Annotated in this window: 28 protein-coding genes; 5 read left to right on the top strand and 23 right to left on the bottom strand. The window is 48.3% G+C overall.

Going from position 1 to position 16533, the window contains the following annotated elements:
• Positions 1-142 precede the first annotated feature (142 nt).
• The 21 genes from infA to rplC all read right to left on the bottom strand — a co-directional run bounded on the left by infA (position 143) and on the right by rplC (position 12903).
• Positions 143-367: a translation initiation factor IF-1 gene (gene infA / locus QUB61_RS27065; protein ID WP_006276978.1), complete on the bottom strand. Its 225-nt coding sequence runs from the start codon at positions 365-367 to the stop codon at positions 143-145.
• Positions 368-655: 288 nt separating this feature from the next.
• Positions 656-1240, bottom strand: a complete 585-nt coding sequence (locus QUB61_RS27060) for an adenylate kinase (RefSeq protein ID WP_333130236.1) — start codon at positions 1238-1240, stop codon at positions 656-658.
• Positions 1241-1245: 5 nt separating this feature from the next.
• Positions 1246-2550: a preprotein translocase subunit SecY gene (gene secY / locus QUB61_RS27055; protein WP_333130238.1), complete on the bottom strand. Its 1305-nt coding sequence runs from the start codon at positions 2548-2550 to the stop codon at positions 1246-1248.
• A 102-nt stretch (positions 2551-2652) separates the two neighbouring features.
• Positions 2653-3099, bottom strand: coding sequence for a 50S ribosomal protein L15 (gene rplO / locus QUB61_RS27050; protein ID WP_333130241.1), 447 nt, complete (start codon positions 3097-3099; stop codon positions 2653-2655).
• Positions 3100-3244: 145 nt separating this feature from the next.
• Positions 3245-3793, bottom strand: a complete 549-nt coding sequence (rpsE, locus tag QUB61_RS27045; protein ID WP_333130243.1) for a 30S ribosomal protein S5 — start codon at positions 3791-3793, stop codon at positions 3245-3247.
• Between the two features lie 181 nt (positions 3794-3974).
• Positions 3975-4337, bottom strand: a complete 363-nt coding sequence (gene rplR / locus QUB61_RS27040; protein WP_333130245.1) for a 50S ribosomal protein L18 — start codon at positions 4335-4337, stop codon at positions 3975-3977.
• A 2-nt stretch (positions 4338-4339) separates the two neighbouring features.
• The gene (rplF, locus tag QUB61_RS27035) at positions 4340-4888 is read right to left on the bottom strand and encodes a 50S ribosomal protein L6 (protein WP_172190403.1); all 549 of its coding nucleotides are present in this window, start codon (positions 4886-4888) and stop codon (positions 4340-4342) included.
• A gap of 263 nt (positions 4889-5151) precedes the next feature.
• Positions 5152-5556: a 30S ribosomal protein S8 gene (gene rpsH, locus QUB61_RS27030; protein WP_333130247.1), complete on the bottom strand. Its 405-nt coding sequence runs from the start codon at positions 5554-5556 to the stop codon at positions 5152-5154.
• 22 nt (positions 5557-5578) lie between these two features.
• Positions 5579-6124: a 50S ribosomal protein L5 gene (gene rplE, locus QUB61_RS27025; protein ID WP_333130249.1), complete on the bottom strand. Its 546-nt coding sequence runs from the start codon at positions 6122-6124 to the stop codon at positions 5579-5581.
• Positions 6125-6269: 145 nt separating this feature from the next.
• Positions 6270-6629, bottom strand: a complete 360-nt coding sequence (gene rplX / locus QUB61_RS27020) for a 50S ribosomal protein L24 (RefSeq protein WP_333130251.1) — start codon at positions 6627-6629, stop codon at positions 6270-6272.
• A gap of 1 nt (position 6630) precedes the next feature.
• Positions 6631-6999, bottom strand: a complete 369-nt coding sequence (gene rplN, locus QUB61_RS27015; RefSeq protein ID WP_006634991.1) for a 50S ribosomal protein L14 — start codon at positions 6997-6999, stop codon at positions 6631-6633.
• 116 nt (positions 7000-7115) lie between these two features.
• A complete protein-coding gene (gene rpsQ, locus QUB61_RS27010) occupies positions 7116-7364 on the bottom strand; it encodes a 30S ribosomal protein S17 (RefSeq protein WP_006634992.1) in 249 nt (82 codons plus the stop codon).
• Between the two features lie 38 nt (positions 7365-7402).
• Positions 7403-7723 (bottom strand): 50S ribosomal protein L29, encoded by a 321-nt coding sequence (rpmC, locus tag QUB61_RS27005; RefSeq protein ID WP_333130253.1) that lies wholly within the window; start codon positions 7721-7723, stop codon positions 7403-7405.
• A 158-nt stretch (positions 7724-7881) separates the two neighbouring features.
• Positions 7882-8301 carry a 50S ribosomal protein L16 gene (gene rplP / locus QUB61_RS27000; protein ID WP_333130255.1) on the bottom strand — a complete coding sequence of 140 codons (420 nt, stop codon included), beginning with the start codon at positions 8299-8301 and terminating at the stop codon, positions 7882-7884.
• A gap of 115 nt (positions 8302-8416) precedes the next feature.
• A complete protein-coding gene (rpsC, locus tag QUB61_RS26995) occupies positions 8417-9148 on the bottom strand; it encodes a 30S ribosomal protein S3 (RefSeq protein ID WP_333130257.1) in 732 nt (243 codons plus the stop codon).
• A gap of 111 nt (positions 9149-9259) precedes the next feature.
• Complete coding sequence (gene rplV / locus QUB61_RS26990) at positions 9260-9619, bottom strand: 50S ribosomal protein L22 (RefSeq protein ID WP_332958392.1); 360 nt, start codon at positions 9617-9619, stop codon at positions 9260-9262.
• Between the two features lie 97 nt (positions 9620-9716).
• A complete protein-coding gene (gene rpsS, locus QUB61_RS26985; RefSeq protein ID WP_242719699.1) occupies positions 9717-9998 on the bottom strand; it encodes a 30S ribosomal protein S19 in 282 nt (93 codons plus the stop codon).
• 113 nt (positions 9999-10111) lie between these two features.
• Positions 10112-10975: a 50S ribosomal protein L2 gene (rplB, locus tag QUB61_RS26980; RefSeq protein ID WP_333130260.1), complete on the bottom strand. Its 864-nt coding sequence runs from the start codon at positions 10973-10975 to the stop codon at positions 10112-10114.
• A 175-nt stretch (positions 10976-11150) separates the two neighbouring features.
• A complete protein-coding gene (locus QUB61_RS26975) occupies positions 11151-11459 on the bottom strand; it encodes a 50S ribosomal protein L23 (RefSeq protein ID WP_333130262.1) in 309 nt (102 codons plus the stop codon).
• Positions 11452-12084, bottom strand: a complete 633-nt coding sequence (gene rplD, locus QUB61_RS26970) for a 50S ribosomal protein L4 (RefSeq protein ID WP_333130265.1) — start codon at positions 12082-12084, stop codon at positions 11452-11454. Before rplD ends, QUB61_RS26975 begins: the two co-directional genes overlap by 8 nt.
• Before the next feature lie 183 nt (positions 12085-12267).
• Positions 12268-12903: a 50S ribosomal protein L3 gene (gene rplC, locus QUB61_RS26965; RefSeq protein WP_333130268.1), complete on the bottom strand. Its 636-nt coding sequence runs from the start codon at positions 12901-12903 to the stop codon at positions 12268-12270.
• Positions 12904-13071: 168 nt separating this feature from the next.
• On the opposite strand from rplC, the gene QUB61_RS26960 reads away from it, so the two are divergent.
• The 4 genes from QUB61_RS26960 to QUB61_RS26945 all read left to right on the top strand — a co-directional run bounded on the left by QUB61_RS26960 (position 13072) and on the right by QUB61_RS26945 (position 15117).
• The gene (locus tag QUB61_RS26960; protein ID WP_333130269.1) at positions 13072-13344 is read left to right on the top strand and encodes a hypothetical protein; all 273 of its coding nucleotides are present in this window, start codon (positions 13072-13074) and stop codon (positions 13342-13344) included.
• Positions 13335-13811, top strand: coding sequence for an NAD(P)H-quinone oxidoreductase subunit N (locus tag QUB61_RS26955; protein WP_333130271.1), 477 nt, complete (start codon positions 13335-13337; stop codon positions 13809-13811). Before QUB61_RS26960 ends, QUB61_RS26955 begins: the two co-directional genes overlap by 10 nt.
• A 118-nt stretch (positions 13812-13929) precedes the next feature.
• Positions 13930-14535 (top strand): VWA domain-containing protein, encoded by a 606-nt coding sequence (locus QUB61_RS26950; RefSeq protein WP_333130273.1) that lies wholly within the window; start codon positions 13930-13932, stop codon positions 14533-14535.
• A 72-nt stretch (positions 14536-14607) separates the two neighbouring features.
• Positions 14608-15117, top strand: coding sequence for a salt stress protein, Slr1339 family (locus tag QUB61_RS26945; RefSeq protein ID WP_333130275.1), 510 nt, complete (start codon positions 14608-14610; stop codon positions 15115-15117).
• Positions 15118-15366: 249 nt separating this feature from the next.
• Here the strand turns inward: QUB61_RS26945 and QUB61_RS26940 are convergent, their stop codons facing one another.
• Entirely contained in the window at positions 15367-15627 is a 261-nt protein-coding gene (locus tag QUB61_RS26940; protein ID WP_333130277.1) for a helix-turn-helix transcriptional regulator, read from the bottom strand.
• Between the two features lie 50 nt (positions 15628-15677).
• Positions 15678-15950: a helix-turn-helix transcriptional regulator gene (locus QUB61_RS26935; protein ID WP_333130279.1), complete on the bottom strand. Its 273-nt coding sequence runs from the start codon at positions 15948-15950 to the stop codon at positions 15678-15680.
• A 104-nt stretch (positions 15951-16054) separates the two neighbouring features.
• On the opposite strand from QUB61_RS26935, the gene QUB61_RS26930 reads away from it, so the two are divergent.
• On the top strand, positions 16055-16306 hold the full coding sequence (locus tag QUB61_RS26930; RefSeq protein WP_333130281.1) for a hypothetical protein: 252 nt from the start codon (positions 16055-16057) through the stop codon (positions 16304-16306).
• Positions 16307-16533 lie beyond the last annotated feature (227 nt).

The raw sequence follows: 16533 nt of genomic DNA, 5'->3' as shown, positions 1-16533 counted from the left end.
GACTTAACCCGGTACACCGGTGGGTTGTTGACGCCCTTCTCGGCAACACTACAAACGTAGCATTATAGCATAAAATTGACGCTTTTTACCAAATTCTCTCTAATTAAACTTAGAATTAGTTTTTAGAAAGTTTTATCTAAGCCTATTTTTTCCGAAGGCGATAAGTAATCCTGCCTTTGGTCAAGTCGTAGGGAGTCAATTCGACTTTGACGCGATCGCCAGGCAGAATTTTGATGTAGTTGCGGCGGATCTTTCCGGAAATGTGAGCGAGCACGTTAAACCCATTATCTAGGTCAACGCGAAACATCGCATTGGGAAGGGATTCCGTCACTGTTCCTTCCATTTCAATTAAATCTTGCTTAGACAATTTGGTATTTACCTCAACTCTACATTTGATTAACTAGGAGTATCCCGCGGTTGGCCTCAAAACCTATTTACTGGTAGCGGTCAAACGGAAGGGCAAGAATTCGGGCAACTCGATCGACTTGTTGACTCAACCAACCGCTTGCTTTAGCTTTACTTGAGTAAAGTTGTGGCAATTAGTATCGAGTTCAATCCGGTCTCTAGCAACCCTCACAAAACCTGATAGCACAAAAAGCTCCTAGTTAACATATCTTAGCAAAAGCTTGTGAGTAACAAGCTGTATTGAGAGGGTTCAAGAGTTGCCCGAGAGAGATTGTTGCAGTTCTGCGGTGACTAATTCCATCGATCGATCGCCATCAACCGCAACTAACTGTTGGCGGCCGCTGTAAAAATCAATCAAAGGCTCAGTTTGCTCGCGATAAACTTGCAACCGGCGGCGGATCGTCTCCTCATTGTCATCCTGCCGGCCCCGCGACAGCAGGCGAGACACCAAAATGTCGTCAGGCACGTCGAGATTAACAGCTTTGAGACCAAATTTCGGGTTCGGTGTACTCCCCTCGGCACCGAATCGCTCGTCCAGCAGTTTGTCTAAAAAAGTTGCCTGGGCGACTGTGCGGGGAAAGCCGTCAAGAATCCAGCCCGCATTAGCGTCCGGTTCATTCAAGCGTTCCTGCACGATATCCATCAGCAATTGGTCGGGAACCAACTCACCCCTATCCATGTAAGCTTGCGCCTTTAGGCCCAAGGCAGTTTGCGCCACCACGCAGGCGCGCAGGATTTCGCCCGTAGAAATGTGGGGTATTTTCCAGAGAGCGGCTAAAATCTGAGCCTGAGTTCCCTTTCCCGCCCCAGGAGGTCCCATGAAAATAAATTGCATTGCGATTACTTCACCATTCCTTCATATCTCTGGGAGATGACGTAAGTTTGAATTTGCTTAGCAGTTTCGATCGCGACGCCTACTAGAATCAGTAGGGAAGTTGCGCCAAAACCTCTAAAAGTTTGCACCCCGATCGCGCTTTCTACAGCAGTTGGTACAATGGCCACCAGACCGAGAAATATCGCTCCCAAGAAAGTCAAACGGTTCAAAACCTTCTCCACATAATCGCTGGTTTTCTGACCGGGACGAATTCCAGGAATGCTGGCGCCCATTTTCTTCAAGTTCTGAGACATATCTACGGGGTTGACAATCAACGAAGCGTAGAAATAGCTGAAAAACAGAATCAAAGTCAGATAAAACAGCGCGTAAGCCCAAGGCGCCGGTCCGTTCGGACTCAAAACATTAGCAACTTGAACCAAAAACGGGTTATTGAGAGACTGAGCGAGGAAAGAAGGCACAATCAAAACCGAAGATGCAAAAATAATCGGCATCACTCCGCCTTGATTCAAGCGCAGGGGCAGATAGCTCCGGCTCTCCCGATAAACTTTCCGGCCGACTTGGCGGCGGGCCGAAATAATCGGAATACGGCGAGTACCTTCCTGAACAAAAACAATCCCGACAATCGTCACCAAAAAGACCAGCAGCAGAACTACTACACGGCCGACAACTTGCGTGTCCCCACTTTGAGCCAATTCAAAAGTTTGTCCCAAAGAACGGGGCAAAACCGACACAATGTTGATAAAGATCAGCAGCGACGCTCCGTTTCCGATGCCCCGCTCCGTCACCACTTCCGATATCCACATCACAAACATTGAGCCTGCCGTCAGAGCCAAAGCAGTTTGTGCTATGAATAAAGGCGATGGAGATTGAGCAAAAGGGCTGACCCAAATCGCAATGCCAACGCTTTGCAGAATTGCCCAGCCCAAAGAAACGTAGCGAGTAATTTGAGAAATCTTGCGCCGCCCTGCTTCTCCTTCGTTTTTCTGCAAGTCTTCTAAGCTTGGCAGAGCCGCAGTTAGAAGTTGCACAATAATTGAAGCATTAATGTAGGGCAAAATCCCCAGCGCGAAAATCCCCAAAGCTGACAAGCCGCCTCCTGAGAACAAATCCAAAAAGCCAATTAAAGGGCTATTTTGGACGTTTTGGGCAAAGGCGACTCGATCGATGCCGGGGACTGGCAAGTGGACACCCAGGCGAACTAAAATCAGTAAGCCAAGGGTTACGAGGATGCGGCCTCGTAAACCAGCAGCTTGAGCCATCTGCATGAAAGTCTCTTGTGCAGTTGGCGCTTTTTCTCTACTAACGTCCATAGTTACGATTTTGGATTTTAGATTTGGGATTTTCGACTAAATCATTTTCTGATAGCAAGCTTGAGGATTTGAGAAAAGGACATACTCTCAAACCTCAAATCTTCACGCAACTAATTCGCAACTTCCGCCTGCTGCTTCAATTTTGGTGCGAGCACCTGCGGTAAAAGCCGAGGCGCGCACTTGCAAAGGCACATTCAATTCGCCATCTCCTAAGATTTTCAGCGGACCGTTGTCTGCGGTGACAATTTTTGCTTGGATCAAAGAGGTGAGAGTAACTTCTGTGTTTGCTGGCAGCGATGCTAATTTACTTACATTAATGGTAGTGTACTCTTTGCGGTTCACCATCGGGAAGCTTTTGAGCTTGGGCAGGCGGCGGTAAAGAGGATTTTGACCACCTTCAAAACCGGGTCTAGTGCCGCTACCGGCTCTAGATTTTTGACCGCGCATCCCTTTGCCGGAGCTCGCGCCTTGACCGGCAGAAATACCTCTGCCCAAGCGTCGGGGGCGCTTTTGGGAGCCTGCTTTGGGTCGGGCGTCTTGCAATCTCATAGTTTTAGTAATTGGTAATTGGTAATTGGTATTTAGAGAGCGGGTGCCGAGTAGTTTTGAGTGCGTGAGTTTTGAGTTGCAGATTTTTTTATTCTCAACTGGAAACTTAACACTCAAAACTTACAGTTTCCCATTCTCGCGTCCCCTAACCGTAGAGGTTTTCTACTGGAATTCCGCGTTCTTGAGCAACTTCGGACAATGTGCGGAGGGTGGAGAGGGCGTTGACTGCTGCTCGGGCGTTGTTTAAGGGATTTCCGGAACCTAGCTGTTTGGCTAAGATGTTGCGGACTCCTGCTAGTTCGAGAACAGTTCGCACTGCTCCCCCTGCAATTACCCCGGTTCCGGGTGCGGCCGGACGCATCATGACTTTGGCTCCGCCACCGTCACCGTTGATGGGGTGAGGGATGGAGTTAGCTTTGGTGAGGGGGACTTCAATTAGGTGCTTTTTGCCGTCAGCGACGCCTTTTTTAACGGCACCGATTACGTCGCTAGCTTTGCCGACTCCCACTCCAACTTGACCGCGTTCGTTGCCGATAATGACTATGGCGCGGAAGCTGAGTTTTTTACCGCCTTTGACTACTTTGGTAACGCGCCGGATCTGAACGACCCGCTCTTGCCATTCGGATTCTTTTTCGCGCGTTTTGTTGCTGCTGCTTTTTTTACTCTTGGTGCGCTGTTCTTTTTGTTCTGCCATAGTTTTGTCCTGTGGGAATTAGTAATTGGTGAAAGGCGATCGGCAAGTGGTAATCGTTTGAGCAAAAAGTAAAAGTTTGAGCAAAAAGTAAAAATAGAAGAAATCTGGATTTTGCCTTTGAACTTTCAACTTTTGACTTTTGACTTTTTAATTACTCATTACCCGCTACCCATTACCTCCTCTAAAAGTCTAACCCGGCTTCGCGAGCTGCTTCTGCAAGGGCTTTGACACGACCGTGATAGAGGTTGCCTCCGCGATCGAATACGACTTTGACTATGCCAGCGCTGGAACAGCGTTTGGCAATCAACTGACCGACTTGCACGCTCGCGGAGCAGTTGCCACCAGAACTGAGAGTTGACTTCAATTCGGGATCGAGGGTTGACGCAGCGGCCAAAGTGTGCTGTGCCGTGTCGTCGATTACTTGGGCGTAGATGTGCTGATCCGATCGAAATACCGCTAGTCTGGGACGTTCGGAGGTGCCGAACACCTTGCGCCGCACCCGGCGGTGTCTGCGGTGGACTGATTCTTTGCGAGTAAGCTTCATGGTTACTTCTTACCTGTTTTGCCTGTTTTACCAGCTTTGCGCCGGACGACTTCGCCACTGTAGCGAATGCCTTTTCCCTTATAGACTTCGGGCGGACGCACCGCGCGGATGCGGGCTGCTGTATTGCCTACGAGTTCTTTGTCAATGCCGGAGACAATGACGTTGGTGTTGCCTTCAACTGCCATTGTGATGCCTTCTGGAGGAGGCATTTCCACCGGCTTGCTGTAACCGACGTTTAAAATCAGGTTCCGTCCTTGAACCTGTGCCCGATAACCTGTGCCGATAATTTCCAGGCGTCGCTGAAAACCTTGAGATACACCTTCGACCATGTTGGCGACTAGGGTGCGGCACAAGCCGTGCAGTTGTCGGGCGACGCGAGATTCGTCTCTGCGGGTAACGAGTAAAGTCTCGCCTTCGAGTCCCATGAGGATTTCGGCTGGGATAACTCGGGAAAGTTCACCTTTAGGGCCTTTGACGGCTACTTTTTGACCGTCTAGGGTGATGGTGACTTTATTGGGAATGCTAATCGGACGCTTGCCAATTCGCGACATAGTTTTTGTCCTTTGTTTTTAGTTATTAGTCCTTGATTATTAGTCTTTAGTTATTAGTCTTTAGCGATCGATTTTTGAGTTTGTTATGAAAAGTGACTAATGACCCGTAAGAAACTGGTACAAGCCGCCTACACTAATGAACTGAGTGGATACTCCACCAATTTTAGACCGAAGTTCAAGCTTTCAGATTTAATTCTGAAAGTCAATCTAAAATCTAAAATCTAAAATCTAAAATCGACTGACTAATGACTAATGACTAATGACTACCAAACATAACAAAGCACTTCACCGCCCAAACCTTGGCGTCGAGCTTCTCTATCCGTCATAATGCCACTGGAGGTAGAAATAATGGCTATGCCAATTCCGCCTAACACTCTGGGCAATTCTTTACGGTTCGAGTAAACGCGCAGTCCTGGTTTGCTAACTCGCTTAAGTGCCGTGATAATGGGCTTGCGAGTTTTACCTTTGTACTTTAGAGAAAGCACTAAATGTCGGTTGATCCCTTCTGCTTCTGCTTCTTCAAATTCGCCGATAAAGCCTTCACTTTTGAGGACTTGGGCGATGCTGCGGGTCATTTTTGTAGCTGGAATTTTCGTTGTTTGGTGGCGCGCCATGCAAGAATTGCGAATGCGCGTCAACATATCTGCTATGGTATCGTTAGCTGCCATGTTTTGCTTCTTACTCTAGTGCTTAGTTGTCCCGGAACGGCATTCCCATTTCTTTAAGCAAGGCGCGTCCTTCTTCGTCGGTGTTTGCTGTGGTGATTATTGAAATGTCCATGCCTCGAATTTGATCGATGCTGTCATATTCTATTTCTGGGAAAATGAGCTGTTCTCTCAGACCCAAGCTGTAGTTGCCGCGCCCGTCAAAGCTTTTGGGGCTGATGCCGCGGAAGTCGCGGATTCGGGGGAGTGCGAGGTTGATCAGCCGATCGAGAAAATCGTACATCCGATCGGCGCGCAGCGTCACCATAACGCCGACGGGTACACCTTTGCGGATTTTGAAGCCTGCGATCGCTTTTTTCGCCCGCGTCACCACTGGTTTTTGCCCGGTGATGATGCCAATTTCGTTGATCGACGAATCCAGTGCCTTAGCGTTTTGAGATGCTTCTCCCAAACCGCGATTCACTGTGACTTTGACGAGTTTGGGAACCTGATGGATATTAGTATATTTAAACTGATCCATCAGTGTCGGAACGATTTTTTCTTGATAAACAACCTTGAGTTTGTCCGGCATAGTTTTTGTGTTTCGTTAACTGTCCCTGGGCTTGGTCAGGGAATTTGTCGATTGTCTGTTCCACCGCTGTTAGCTGTTAGTTATGAGTTGAGAAGTCTGTTGTCAGAAGGCGGACTAATGACTGATGACTGATAACCAATCACTATTAATCGATGATTTCTCCGGTTTTTTTGAGCTGTCGCAGTTTCCGGCCATCTTCGCTAAATGTATAGCAAACGCGGCTGGCTATTTTCTCTTTTTCGGAGTAGTGCATGACATTTGAGCTGTGAATGGGAGCCTCAAACGTGACTATTTTGCCGGATTCTCCCTCTTGCTGGGGCTTGACGTGCTTGGTTCTGATATTTACACCTTTAACAATTACTTTGCTGACTTTAGGATATGTCTTTAAGATTTGTCCGACTTTTCCTTTCTCTTTGCCAGTAATTATTTGCACGGTGTCGCCTGCTTTGACGTGCATTCTGTAGCGCTGCAGTTCGCTAGTTGCTTTACCCTTTTTTCCGTACATTTTAAAGTACCTCCGGGGCTAAGGAAACGATTTTCGTAAAGTTTTTGTCGCGCAGTTCGCGGGCTACGGGGCCGAAAACGCGAGTACCTTTGGGGTTGCCGTCTACGTTGATAATAACGGCGGCGTTATCGTCAAAACGAATGCTCATGCCGCTGTCGCGGCGCAGGCCTTTGCGGGTTCTGACTATGACGGCCCGGACGACATCTGATTTTTTGACGGCCATATTGGGGATGGCGTCTTTGACGACGGCAATGATGACATCGCCGACTCCGCCGTAGCGGCGGTTGCCGCCTCCCAATACGCGGATGCACATCAGTTTGCGGGCTCCGCTATTGTCGGCGACATTGAGGTATGTCTGGGGTTGAATCATGGTGATTGTTGACTGTTAACTGTTGACTGTTAACTGTTGACTGTTAACTGTTGACTGTTGACGGCTAATTGATTAATCAAGTACCGATCGGGCTAGCGCGAGATCGCAATTAACTGTTAGCCGTTTTTTGTCCCGAAAATCTCAGCAACCGTCCAGCGTTTGGTTTTGCTCAAAGGGCGAGTTTCAGTGATCCGGACACGATCGCCCGATTTGCACTGATTTTCTTCGTCGTGAGCTTTGTACCGCTTGGTGCGGACTACGATTTTGCCGTATTTGGTGTGGGAGGAGCGGTTTTCGATTGCTACCACGACGGTTTTATCCATCTTGTCGCTGACTACGACGCCAACTCGTTCTTTAATTGCCATAGCTACCTATTTTTATTGTTCAATTGAGTTTTTTTTAGCTACCCTGCGAACTTGGCGATCGTCGGCTCAGCTGCTTCTGACTCTTGGCTGAGTGTTGCGGTTGGAGCAGGCTGTGCTGCCTCTTGAGATGCGGCTAATTTTTCTGCCGCTTCTGCATCAGCAGCGATTTGGCGCTCGCGTTCAACTGTCATCAATTGAGCGACGCGGTGCTTGATGTGCTTGAACAGGTGAGGCTTTTCCATGCGGCCGGTAGCTTGCTGGAGCCGCAATTCCATTAGTTGGCGCTTGGCGGCTAAAATTTGCTCTGCTAGTGCTGCATCGCTTAATTCTCTAGCTTCTTTAATCTTGGGCAAAGACATAATTGTGTGCTTTCTCGTTAGCGAGCGGTATGACAGAAGACCGAATTATCTAGATGCTGAATGTCGAAGGAAAGAAAAGTTATGAATGGCCGATTTTAAATTGCTGTAGCAGTTTAAAATTTTGACCGAGGCCGACCTAGTTCTACCTTCGATTATCGCTATGACTGATCTTCTTCGCGGGTGATGAACTTGGTTTTAATTGGTAATTTGAAAGATGCCAAACGCATTGCTTCGCGGGCAGTTTCTTCACTTACGCCACCAATTTCAAACATTACCCGACCGGGTTTGACTACGGCAACCCAAAACTCAGGTGCGCCTTTACCGGAACCCATCCGGGTTTCTGCAGCGCGCTGCGTGACTGGTTTGTCGGGAAAAATGCGAATCCAGATTTTGCCACCCCGGCGGATATAGCGGGTCATGGCGCGGCGTCCGGCTTCTATTTGGCGAGAAGTGATCCAGGCTGGTTCGATGGCTTGGAGCGCGAAGTCGCCAAAGCTAACTGTGTTGCCGCGGGTGGCAACACCGCTCATTCGCCCGCGCTGTTGTTTGCGGAATTTCGTTCTTTTAGGGCTTAACATGGCGAAAGGGAGTTGGGTAATTGGTAATTGCTAATTGGTAATTGGTGATTGCTAATTGCTAATTGGTTTGGAACAACTGACACTTAACAAGTGACCACTAACAGTTAACAATTAGCTAGCTTTCGTTCGATCGATCTTCAAAGTTCTGGCGGCGGCGCTTTTGTTTGGCGCGGGGTACTGCTGCATTTGGTGCAGCCTCCTGCTGTTCCTGTCCGGGAATAATTTCGCCTTTGAAAACCCAAACTTTAATGCCCAGAATACCGTAGATGGTTTGAGCGGTGCAGTAGGAGTAGTCGATGTCTGCCCGCAGCGTGTGCAAGGGGACTCTTCCTTCGCGCGTCCATTCGGTACGTGCGATTTCTGCGCCGTTGAGGCGTCCGCTGACTTGAATTTTGATGCCTTGGATGCCTACTTTTTGGGCGCGGGTGATTGCTTGGCGGACTACTCGGCGGAAGGATACGCGCCGTTCTAGTTGCTGAGCGATGTATTCTGCGATCAGTGTGGCATCGGCATCTACTCGCTGGACTTCGACGACGTTGATGCGGATTTGGCGGTTGCTGCCGAGTTGCTGCTGCAAACCGACGCGCAAAGTTTCGATGCCTGCTCCGCCGCGGCCGACGACTACGCCCGGTCTGGCGGTGAACACTTCTAGGTCGATTTGATCGGCTTTGCGCTCAATTTTGACTGAGGAAATGCCAGCATTGCTGAGGGTTTTGCGGACGTACTTGCGAATTTTATAGTCTTCTTGCAAGAGTTCTGGATAGTTTCTGGCGTCAGCAAACCAGCGAGAGCGGTGCTCTTGGGTAATGCCGAGGCGGAAACCAATTGGATGTATTTTTTGGCCCATAAAAGTTGATGAGTTAATTGGTAATTGGTAATTAGTAACTGGTAATTGGTAATTGGTGATTACCTGTTTTTTCAACTTTAAGCTGTTTATTACCTATTACATTTTCCCTGGTTAATTTTCTACGATCGGAGCCACTACTACGGTAATGTGACAAGTTGGCTTGCGGATTTGGTAGGCACGACCTTGAGCGCGCGGTCTGAATCGTTTGAGGACTGGGCCTTGGTCTGCGTAAGCTTGAGAAACTACGAGCTTGGCTTTATCCAACCCTGCGTTGTGTTCGGCGTTTGCTACTGCCGAGCGCAAAACTTTGACGATTGGTTCGCAGGCGCGGTAGGGCATGAATTCGAGTAAAATCAGCGCTTCTTGGTAGCTTTTGCCGCGAATTTGGTCGAGGACGCGGCGCACTTTGAACGGGGATGTTCTGATGTAGCGGGCGATCGCCTTAATTTCGGATGTGGTATCTATAGCCATGAAGATTTTGGTAATTGGTAATTGGTAATTGGGGAAAAGGTAATTGGTAAGTGGTAATTTTTTTTTCCTACTACCTCTTACCTGTCACCTAATTCGGCTATCTTTTTGCCTTTTTATCACCACTTTTAGCGTGACCTCTAAAGGTACGAGTGGGGGAAAATTCTCCGAGTTTGTGGCCTACCATTTGGTCTGTGAGGTAGACTGGTACGTGCTGTCTGCCGTTGTGAACGGCGATCGTGTGGCCTACCATTTGGGGCAGGATTGTGGAAGAGCGCGACCAAGTTTTAATTACTTGTTTTTGGCCTGCGGCGTTGAGTTTTTCGATTTTTGTCATCAGATTATCTGCGACAAACGGGCCTTTTTTTAGAGATCGAGACATGATTTTTTTAGTGATTCAGGAGTCATTAGTCAGCAGTCAGCAGTCATCAGTCATCCGTCATCAGTCATTAGTTAGCAGTTAACAACAGCAGACTGAAGACTCCTGACTGATGACTAACTTTGTCTGCCGCCCTTGCCGCGCTTGGAAGATTTGCGGCGGCGCCGGACGATTAAAGCGTCGCTGCGCTTGTTTTTGGGTCGAGTTTTTGCACCCAATGCTGGTTTACCCCAAGGAGTGACAGGCCCCGGACGTCCAATAGGAGCTCTGCCTTCGCCGCCGCCGTGCGGGTGGTCTACCGGGTTCATGACGCTACCGCGAACGGTGGGTCTGCGACCTTTCCATCGGGTGCGGCCGGCTTTACCGAGGCTGATGTTTCTGGCGTCTGTGTTGCCGACTTGACCGATGGTGGCGTAGCAGTCGGCGCGGACTTTGCGCTGTTCGCCGGAGGGCAGTTTGAGGGTGACGTAGCTACCTTCTTTTGCCATTAGCTGAGCGCTGGAGCCTGCGGAACGAACGATTTGCCCGCCTTTACCTGGTACTAGCTCGACGTTGTGGATGCTGGTACCGAGGGGAATGTTCTTCAGGGGGAGGGCGTTGCCGATTTCGATCGGCGCGTCGGGGCCTGAGATAATTACTGTACCGACGTTTAAGTTGAGCGGGTGCAGGATGTACCGTTTTTCGCCGTCTTTGTAGAACAGGAGGGCGATGCGGGCGTTGCGATTGGGGTCGTATTCGATCGCCTTGACGGTAGCGGGAATGCTGTGTTTGTCGCGGCGGAAGTCGATGTCTCTATACAGCCGTTTGTGACCGCCTCCCCGGTGGCGACAGGTGATGACGCCTCGGTTGTTGCGGCCTTGTTTGGTGTGCTTGTTGCTGGTTAGAGACTTTTCTGGTTCTGATCTGGTAATTTCAGCGAAGTCCGAGACGGTCTGTTCCCGGGTGCTGGAGGTATAAGGTCGGTAAGAACGGATGCCCATAATCGATCTATTTTAGATTTTGGATTTTGGATTTTGGATTTGACGTTTATCGATTTTAGATTTTAGGTTGAAGATTGGCGATCTTTGGTTAACTTACGAGTTTTCTGGTTCGAGAATTTCCACCAGTTAACCGCAATTTAAAATCTAAAATCTAAAATCTAAAATCCAAAATCGTCTAGACTTCTGGGAATAGGAGTTTGCGGATCGAGTCTCCGTCGGTCAGAGTTACGGTTGCTCGCTTGTAAGTAGGTTTAAAGCCGACGAATTTGCCAACTCGACGCTTTTTGCGCGGCGGGTTTTGGGTGTTGACACCGATGACTTTAACCTTAAATAGTTCTTCGATTGCAGCTTTGATTTGAGGCTTGGTCGCTTTGGGGGCTACGTCAAATGTGAATTGATTTAATTCCATCATTCGGGTAGCTTTCTCGGTGAGAATCGGACGCTGGATCAAATCTGCGTAGTCGCGGGGGTCGATTTTACTCACCGTAAATCTCCTGAATTTTAGCTATGGCTGTAGATGTGACGATAATTTTGTCAGCCGCGAGAATGTCGTAAACATTCAGGGAAGTTGCCAAGATGACGTTTACTAATTCGATGTTGCGTCCTGATAAGTAGACGTTTACTTGCGGTTCTGGCAAGATTAACAGAACTTTTGTATCGGGTTCGATACCCCAGCGGGCGATCGCACTCAGCAATTCTTTGCTTTTCGGTCTCGGAAATTGCTCTGCAAATTCTTCAACCACAATTATGTCTTCGGTGCGACTTTGGAATGCGGTCCGCAAAGCGAGACGGCGTTCCTTTTTGTTCATTTTGACTTCAAAGTCTCTCGGTTTTGGCCCGAAGATGACACCGCCGCCCCGCCACAGCGGAGAACGGATCGAACCTGCTCTGGCTCGGCCTGTGCCTTTTTGACGCCAGGGTTTGCGGCCACCGCCTCTGACTTCCGATCGAGTTTTGGTGGAAGCATTTCCTTGACGGGCGTTATTCATTTGCCGCGTCAATGCTCTGTGAACGATGTGAGACGCATTTTCTTCGTTGGCTACGCGCAGTTCTAAAGTTGTTTCCCCAACTTCTTCGCCTTGCCAATTTCGCACTACACAGTTAACCATATCTTTTGTCCTTTGTCTGTTGTTAGTTGTCTGTTGTTAGTTGTCTGTTGTTAGTTGTCTGTTGTTAGTTGTCTGTTCTCAGGTCTTAGTTTTCAGCTCTTAGTTTTCAGCTCTTAGTTCTTGCTTGCTACTAACCGCCAACGACTATCTACTGACTGCTGACTACTGACTCATGACTACTGACTAACGTCCAACTTTTTTCTCAGGCACAACATTGACTAAGGCGCCAGCTTTGCCGGGAACTGCTCCCTTAATTAGCAGCAAATTCTGCTCTGTATCCACCCGGATAATTGTTAGTTTGCGGACGGTGACTTGAACGTTGCCCATACGTCCTGCCATTCTTTTCCCGGGATAAACGCGACCGGGAGTAGTTCCAGGTCCGATCGAGCCTGGCTCGCGGTGGTTCTTTGAACCGTGAGACATGGGGCCTCGTTTAAAGTTGTGGCGCTTTTGAAAGCCTGCAAAACCTTTACCGATGCTTGTACCGATGACATCTACTATTTGTCCCGGTGTAAAAGTATCTGCTTTTACTTGTTGCCCTAATTCAAAGGAACTGGTATCTTCCAAGCGGTATTCCTGCAAGTGGCGCAATGGTGTCGCTGCCGACTTCGCGAGGTGTCCCAATTCTGGCTTGTTGAGAGCCTTCGGCTTAACATCGCCGTATCCGACTTGAACGGCACCGTAGCCGTCAGTTTGTTTTGTTTTGATTTGAGTTACTGTACAAGGCCCTGCTTGTATGACGGTGACGGGGATGGCTCTCCCTTCGGCGTCAAACACTTGAGTCATGCCTAGTTTAGTGCCAAGAATGCCTACAGACACGGATTTTTTTCCTTTTATTTACGCAAGAGGTTTCGGATTGCGAAATTTACGTCAATCCGCTTGCTCTTGTGCAGAAACATTTATTTCAGTGTTCCTGCAATTAACTGTTATCAACCAACAGCCTTCCTCGGTGTTTAAAATTTGAGTTTTAAATTTGGGAGCGAGCTTGTGGAAGTCTTGCAAGGCTTGAGATTCGCGGCTTTTTACCTGTTCGATCTCCGAGTTTTATCTCGGTCTTGCTTGTTTGTGCCAGGACTTGAGCAGCAAGCCACTCAGTATCCTTTACGGCGACAATTCACTATGGTACATGAAGTGTTTGCCGTTTGTCAAGGCCGCGAATATAACTTTTCGCCTCGGAAGCGAGGATTTATAATATCTCAAGCTCGCAAGCAGCGATCGACCAAATTTAAGATAGCAGGCAAAACAAATTTATGGGACTGATTACGACGGGCTCGGATGTGATTCGGGATTTGGAAAAGTCGGGGTCGCTGGCCCTGTACGTTCCTTTAGAGGGAGGATTTGAGGGGCGCTACCTGCGGCGGCTGAGGGCTGCAGGTTACGGTGCGCACACGATTTCGGCCCGGGGTTTGGGTGATTTGGCGATGTATTTGACGGGGGTTCACGGGGTGCGGCCGCCGCATTTGGGCAAGAAAACTACTGGCAATGAATCCGCTGTGGGTTATACGTACTACGTGCCGCCGGTTTTGCAAACTCAATTAGACAATTTGCCGCCGAAAGCAAAAGGACTGGTGCTGTGGATTATTGAAGGACACATTTTGTCGAGTCAGGAGATTGAGTATTTGACTGTTTTGCCGACGTTAGAACCGCGAGTTAAAATAGCAGTGGAGATGGGGGGCGATCGAGCTTTTAGCTGGAAGCCACTTAAAGATGCTTTAGTTGCAGCTTAAATTCGGCTATTTGCGATCGCAAATCAACTAAAAAAACCAGCGAGCAACTAAAGCTCAACAGCTTCTGCTCGCTGGTTTTGCTCTTTTTGGGAAAAACTTAATTAACAGGAAAAATCCTATGCTTCAGAACCGCGATTATACCATCATTATTGACAAAAGCGGCAGTATGTACACGAAAGACAAGATGGGCGGTAAAAGTCGGTGGGCGCTCATGCAAGAATCGACGATCGCCTTGGCGAATAAATGCGAAGAACTCGATCCTGATGGCATAACAGTTTATTTGTTTTCCGGTCGCTTCAAGCGCTACGACAGCGTAACAGCCGCTAAAGTCGTGCAAATTTTCCAAGAAAACGAACCTTCTGGGACAACGAATTTAGCTGCTGTTCTGCAAGACGCTCTCAACAGTTTTTTTGAGCGCAAAGCATCCGGTAAGACTAAGCAAAATGGCGAAACAATATTAGTGGTGACGGACGGGGAACCCGACGATCGCAAAGAAGTGATGAAAACGATTATAGAAGCTTCGCGTCAGCTCGATCGAGATGAAGAGTTAGCGATTTCTTTCATTCAAGTAGGGGATGCGCCGGAAGCTACTAAGTTTCTCAAAATATTGGATGACGAACTGCAAAGCGCCGGGGCTAAATTCGATATCGTTGATACTGTCACGATGGATGATATGGAAGGAATGACCCTGACCGAGGTATTGCTGAATGCAATAATTGATTGAGGGGCGGCCGAAGTTCACGCGATTATATTTGTGCCAGTTGGCTAAGCAGCATTTTTTAGGGGGGTTTAAGTTATGGAGTCGATCGATCGCCTGTTAGCTGAACTTAAGGCAGAGTATCAAGCATCTCAAAAACAAGCTGATGAGTTGAAAAGTCAGCCGCTGGTGCAAGCACAAGCGCCTTTGAAACCAGCAGCAGTGCCGTCAAATCCCACATTTAAAACATTAGATATAGATTTGTATGCTGGTGGTTTGGACAAAGATTTAGCTCAAATTAAGGCTGAGTACGAATCACAAAATAAAGCTCAAGAAGTGGCTTCACTGGAACCGCTTAAGACTGAGTACAAAGCACAAAGTAAAGTTCAGGAAGTGGCTTCACTGGAACCGCAGCCAGCAGAAAAAGTCGCGCCGCCGCAGTTGGACGTAGAAACGCACAGACAGAAAGTTAGGCAAGCTCAGGTTTGGCTGAAAAAGTTGGATAAGAATTCCGATGAGGGATATTGGTTCGATCAGTTTGCTTTTAAGTATTCTTCGAGGATAGATGCGGCGATCGACTATTTGCAAGCTGTGAAGGAGTTTGATTGAGCGATCGAACTTTCCCATCCAACACCCAAAATATTTGACTTGACAGCTAGGGCAAGGCCTGCGAGTCAAGTTTTTTTGTTTAAAGGCTTGGACTGCTTTTGCCATGCCTGTTGCCCGTGTAAACGCCGAAGCGTCATATCGTTTCCGGTTGGATGGGCACGATCGAGTCAAGGTCAATCATTCCACCTTCCCCACTCCCGACTCCCCACTCCCGACTCCCCATCCCGAACGGTGTAACCGGAATTGATATCAGGTTTTGTCGTCCTCCCAAAGATAGTCTTTCTCAGCAAAGCGCCCCAAAAACAAAACTAGAAAATCTCTAGCGGCAGCTTTGTTAATCTTTGCTAGTGCTGCAACAATCTCTGGAATCGTGTCAGCCAGAGGTTCTCTCTTGTCATTGACCCAGTGGTTAATAGTCGATCGTCCCATGCCCATTGTTACCGCCAATTGGTTTTGGCTGATGCCGTAGGTTTCTAGTACCTGTTTCAATGCTTTTCCTGCTGTTCCCATGCCTGAACAGATCCTGCATCTTGTTGCCTCGATCGCCGAGTTCCTTAAATTTAACTGTTGTCCTCCTCCCGACGATCGTTTTTCGCAAGGAATCGCCCCAGATACAGATTTATAAAATCTTCCGCAGCAGCTTCATCAATATTTTCTAAAGCTTTGACTATTTCCGTTACCGCTTCAGCTAGAGGATCGCTGACTTCGTTCACCCACTGGTAAACAGTAGATCGATTAATGCCCATTGTCACCGCGAGGCGATTTTGGCTGATACCGTAAGTTCCTAAGACTTGCCTGAGTGCTTTTCCTGCTTTTCCCATGCCTCCAATCATCTCAGAGGATTTTAAGGACGTAAATGTTTGTAACTATAAACATCAAGTAAGGTATGATGTTTGTAGTTACGAACATTATTTGGTTAGAAACTTGGTAAAAGCCTATGTCAGAGAAATTACCTGCACAAGCCGATCGCTCCCCTGCTAGCCTTGTTGCCGACGCTTTAACGATTTCCGGCAAGCCGGCCAACCGCATGATTTTGCTTGGCGAGCCCAAATGGGTTAAGGGCATCATTCACCGCTTGCACAGTTTGGGGATAGCCGAAGTGGGATCGTGGAGCAAGTTGACACCAACTCGCAACCCAGGAGAATTCATCAGCATCCTGAAGCGTTCCACAGGACAAGAAAGAGCTTGAGAAAATGCCCGTCTCACAGCTAGCTTTGAAGCGGTAAAAACCTCTCCCCAACCCCTCTGCTGCAAACAGAGGGGTTGGGGGGGTTAGGTTTTATTAGACCTCTTGCACAAATCCTTTTCCTCAATTGATGGGACGGGCAAGATGCCCATCCCACAAGAGTTATTTTTTCTTGTTGGATTGGCATCTTGCCCGTCCTAATTATTTTTTCAATTGGTCTATTGTTTGCC

It is taken from the genome of Microcoleus sp. C2D2 (assembly GCF_036702495.1).
Taxonomy (GTDB): Bacteria; Cyanobacteriota; Cyanobacteriia; order Cyanobacteriales; family Microcoleaceae; genus Microcoleus.
This window is presented reverse-complemented; position numbering and strand designations above follow the sequence as displayed.

What these genes read in the sequence shown, in the direction of transcription:
- rplB (WP_333130260.1), bottom strand. Translation starts at nt 10,975, where the DNA reads ATGGGCATCCGTTCTTACCGACCTTATACCTCCAGCACCCGGGAACAG.
- rpsC (WP_333130257.1), bottom strand. Translation starts at nt 9,148, where the DNA reads ATGGGCCAAAAAATACATCCAATTGGTTTCCGCCTCGGCATTACCCAA.
- rplO (WP_333130241.1), bottom strand. Translation starts at nt 3,099, where the DNA reads ATGAGATTGCAAGACGCCCGACCCAAAGCAGGCTCCCAAAAGCGCCCC.
- rpsH (WP_333130247.1), bottom strand. Translation starts at nt 5,556, where the DNA reads ATGGCAGCTAACGATACCATAGCAGATATGTTGACGCGCATTCGCAAT.
- QUB61_RS26955 (WP_333130271.1), top strand. Translation starts at nt 13,335, where the DNA reads ATGGGACTGATTACGACGGGCTCGGATGTGATTCGGGATTTGGAAAAG.
- rplF (WP_172190403.1), bottom strand. Translation starts at nt 4,888, where the DNA reads ATGTCGCGAATTGGCAAGCGTCCGATTAGCATTCCCAATAAAGTCACC.
- rplP (WP_333130255.1), bottom strand. Translation starts at nt 8,301, where the DNA reads ATGTTAAGCCCTAAAAGAACGAAATTCCGCAAACAACAGCGCGGGCGA.
- QUB61_RS26940 (WP_333130277.1), bottom strand. Translation starts at nt 15,627, where the DNA reads ATGGGAACAGCAGGAAAAGCATTGAAACAGGTACTAGAAACCTACGGC.
- QUB61_RS26950 (WP_333130273.1), top strand. Translation starts at nt 13,930, where the DNA reads ATGCTTCAGAACCGCGATTATACCATCATTATTGACAAAAGCGGCAGT.
- QUB61_RS27060 (WP_333130236.1), bottom strand. Translation starts at nt 1,240, where the DNA reads ATGCAATTTATTTTCATGGGACCTCCTGGGGCGGGAAAGGGAACTCAG.
- rplD (WP_333130265.1), bottom strand. Translation starts at nt 12,084, where the DNA reads ATGGTTAACTGTGTAGTGCGAAATTGGCAAGGCGAAGAAGTTGGGGAA.
- rplR (WP_333130245.1), bottom strand. Translation starts at nt 4,337, where the DNA reads ATGAAGCTTACTCGCAAAGAATCAGTCCACCGCAGACACCGCCGGGTG.
- rplE (WP_333130249.1), bottom strand. Translation starts at nt 6,124, where the DNA reads ATGCCGGACAAACTCAAGGTTGTTTATCAAGAAAAAATCGTTCCGACA.
- rpmC (WP_333130253.1), bottom strand. Translation starts at nt 7,723, where the DNA reads ATGTCTTTGCCCAAGATTAAAGAAGCTAGAGAATTAAGCGATGCAGCA.
- QUB61_RS26945 (WP_333130275.1), top strand. Translation starts at nt 14,608, where the DNA reads ATGGAGTCGATCGATCGCCTGTTAGCTGAACTTAAGGCAGAGTATCAA.
- secY (WP_333130238.1), bottom strand. Translation starts at nt 2,550, where the DNA reads ATGGACGTTAGTAGAGAAAAAGCGCCAACTGCACAAGAGACTTTCATG.
- rplN (WP_006634991.1), bottom strand. Translation starts at nt 6,999, where the DNA reads ATGATTCAACCCCAGACATACCTCAATGTCGCCGACAATAGCGGAGCC.
- QUB61_RS26930 (WP_333130281.1), top strand. Translation starts at nt 16,055, where the DNA reads ATGTCAGAGAAATTACCTGCACAAGCCGATCGCTCCCCTGCTAGCCTT.
- rplV (WP_332958392.1), bottom strand. Translation starts at nt 9,619, where the DNA reads ATGGCTATAGATACCACATCCGAAATTAAGGCGATCGCCCGCTACATC.
- rpsS (WP_242719699.1), bottom strand. Translation starts at nt 9,998, where the DNA reads ATGTCTCGATCTCTAAAAAAAGGCCCGTTTGTCGCAGATAATCTGATG.
- rpsQ (WP_006634992.1), bottom strand. Translation starts at nt 7,364, where the DNA reads ATGGCAATTAAAGAACGAGTTGGCGTCGTAGTCAGCGACAAGATGGAT.
- rplX (WP_333130251.1), bottom strand. Translation starts at nt 6,629, where the DNA reads ATGTACGGAAAAAAGGGTAAAGCAACTAGCGAACTGCAGCGCTACAGA.
- QUB61_RS26935 (WP_333130279.1), bottom strand. Translation starts at nt 15,950, where the DNA reads ATGATTGGAGGCATGGGAAAAGCAGGAAAAGCACTCAGGCAAGTCTTA.
- rpsE (WP_333130243.1), bottom strand. Translation starts at nt 3,793, where the DNA reads ATGGCAGAACAAAAAGAACAGCGCACCAAGAGTAAAAAAAGCAGCAGC.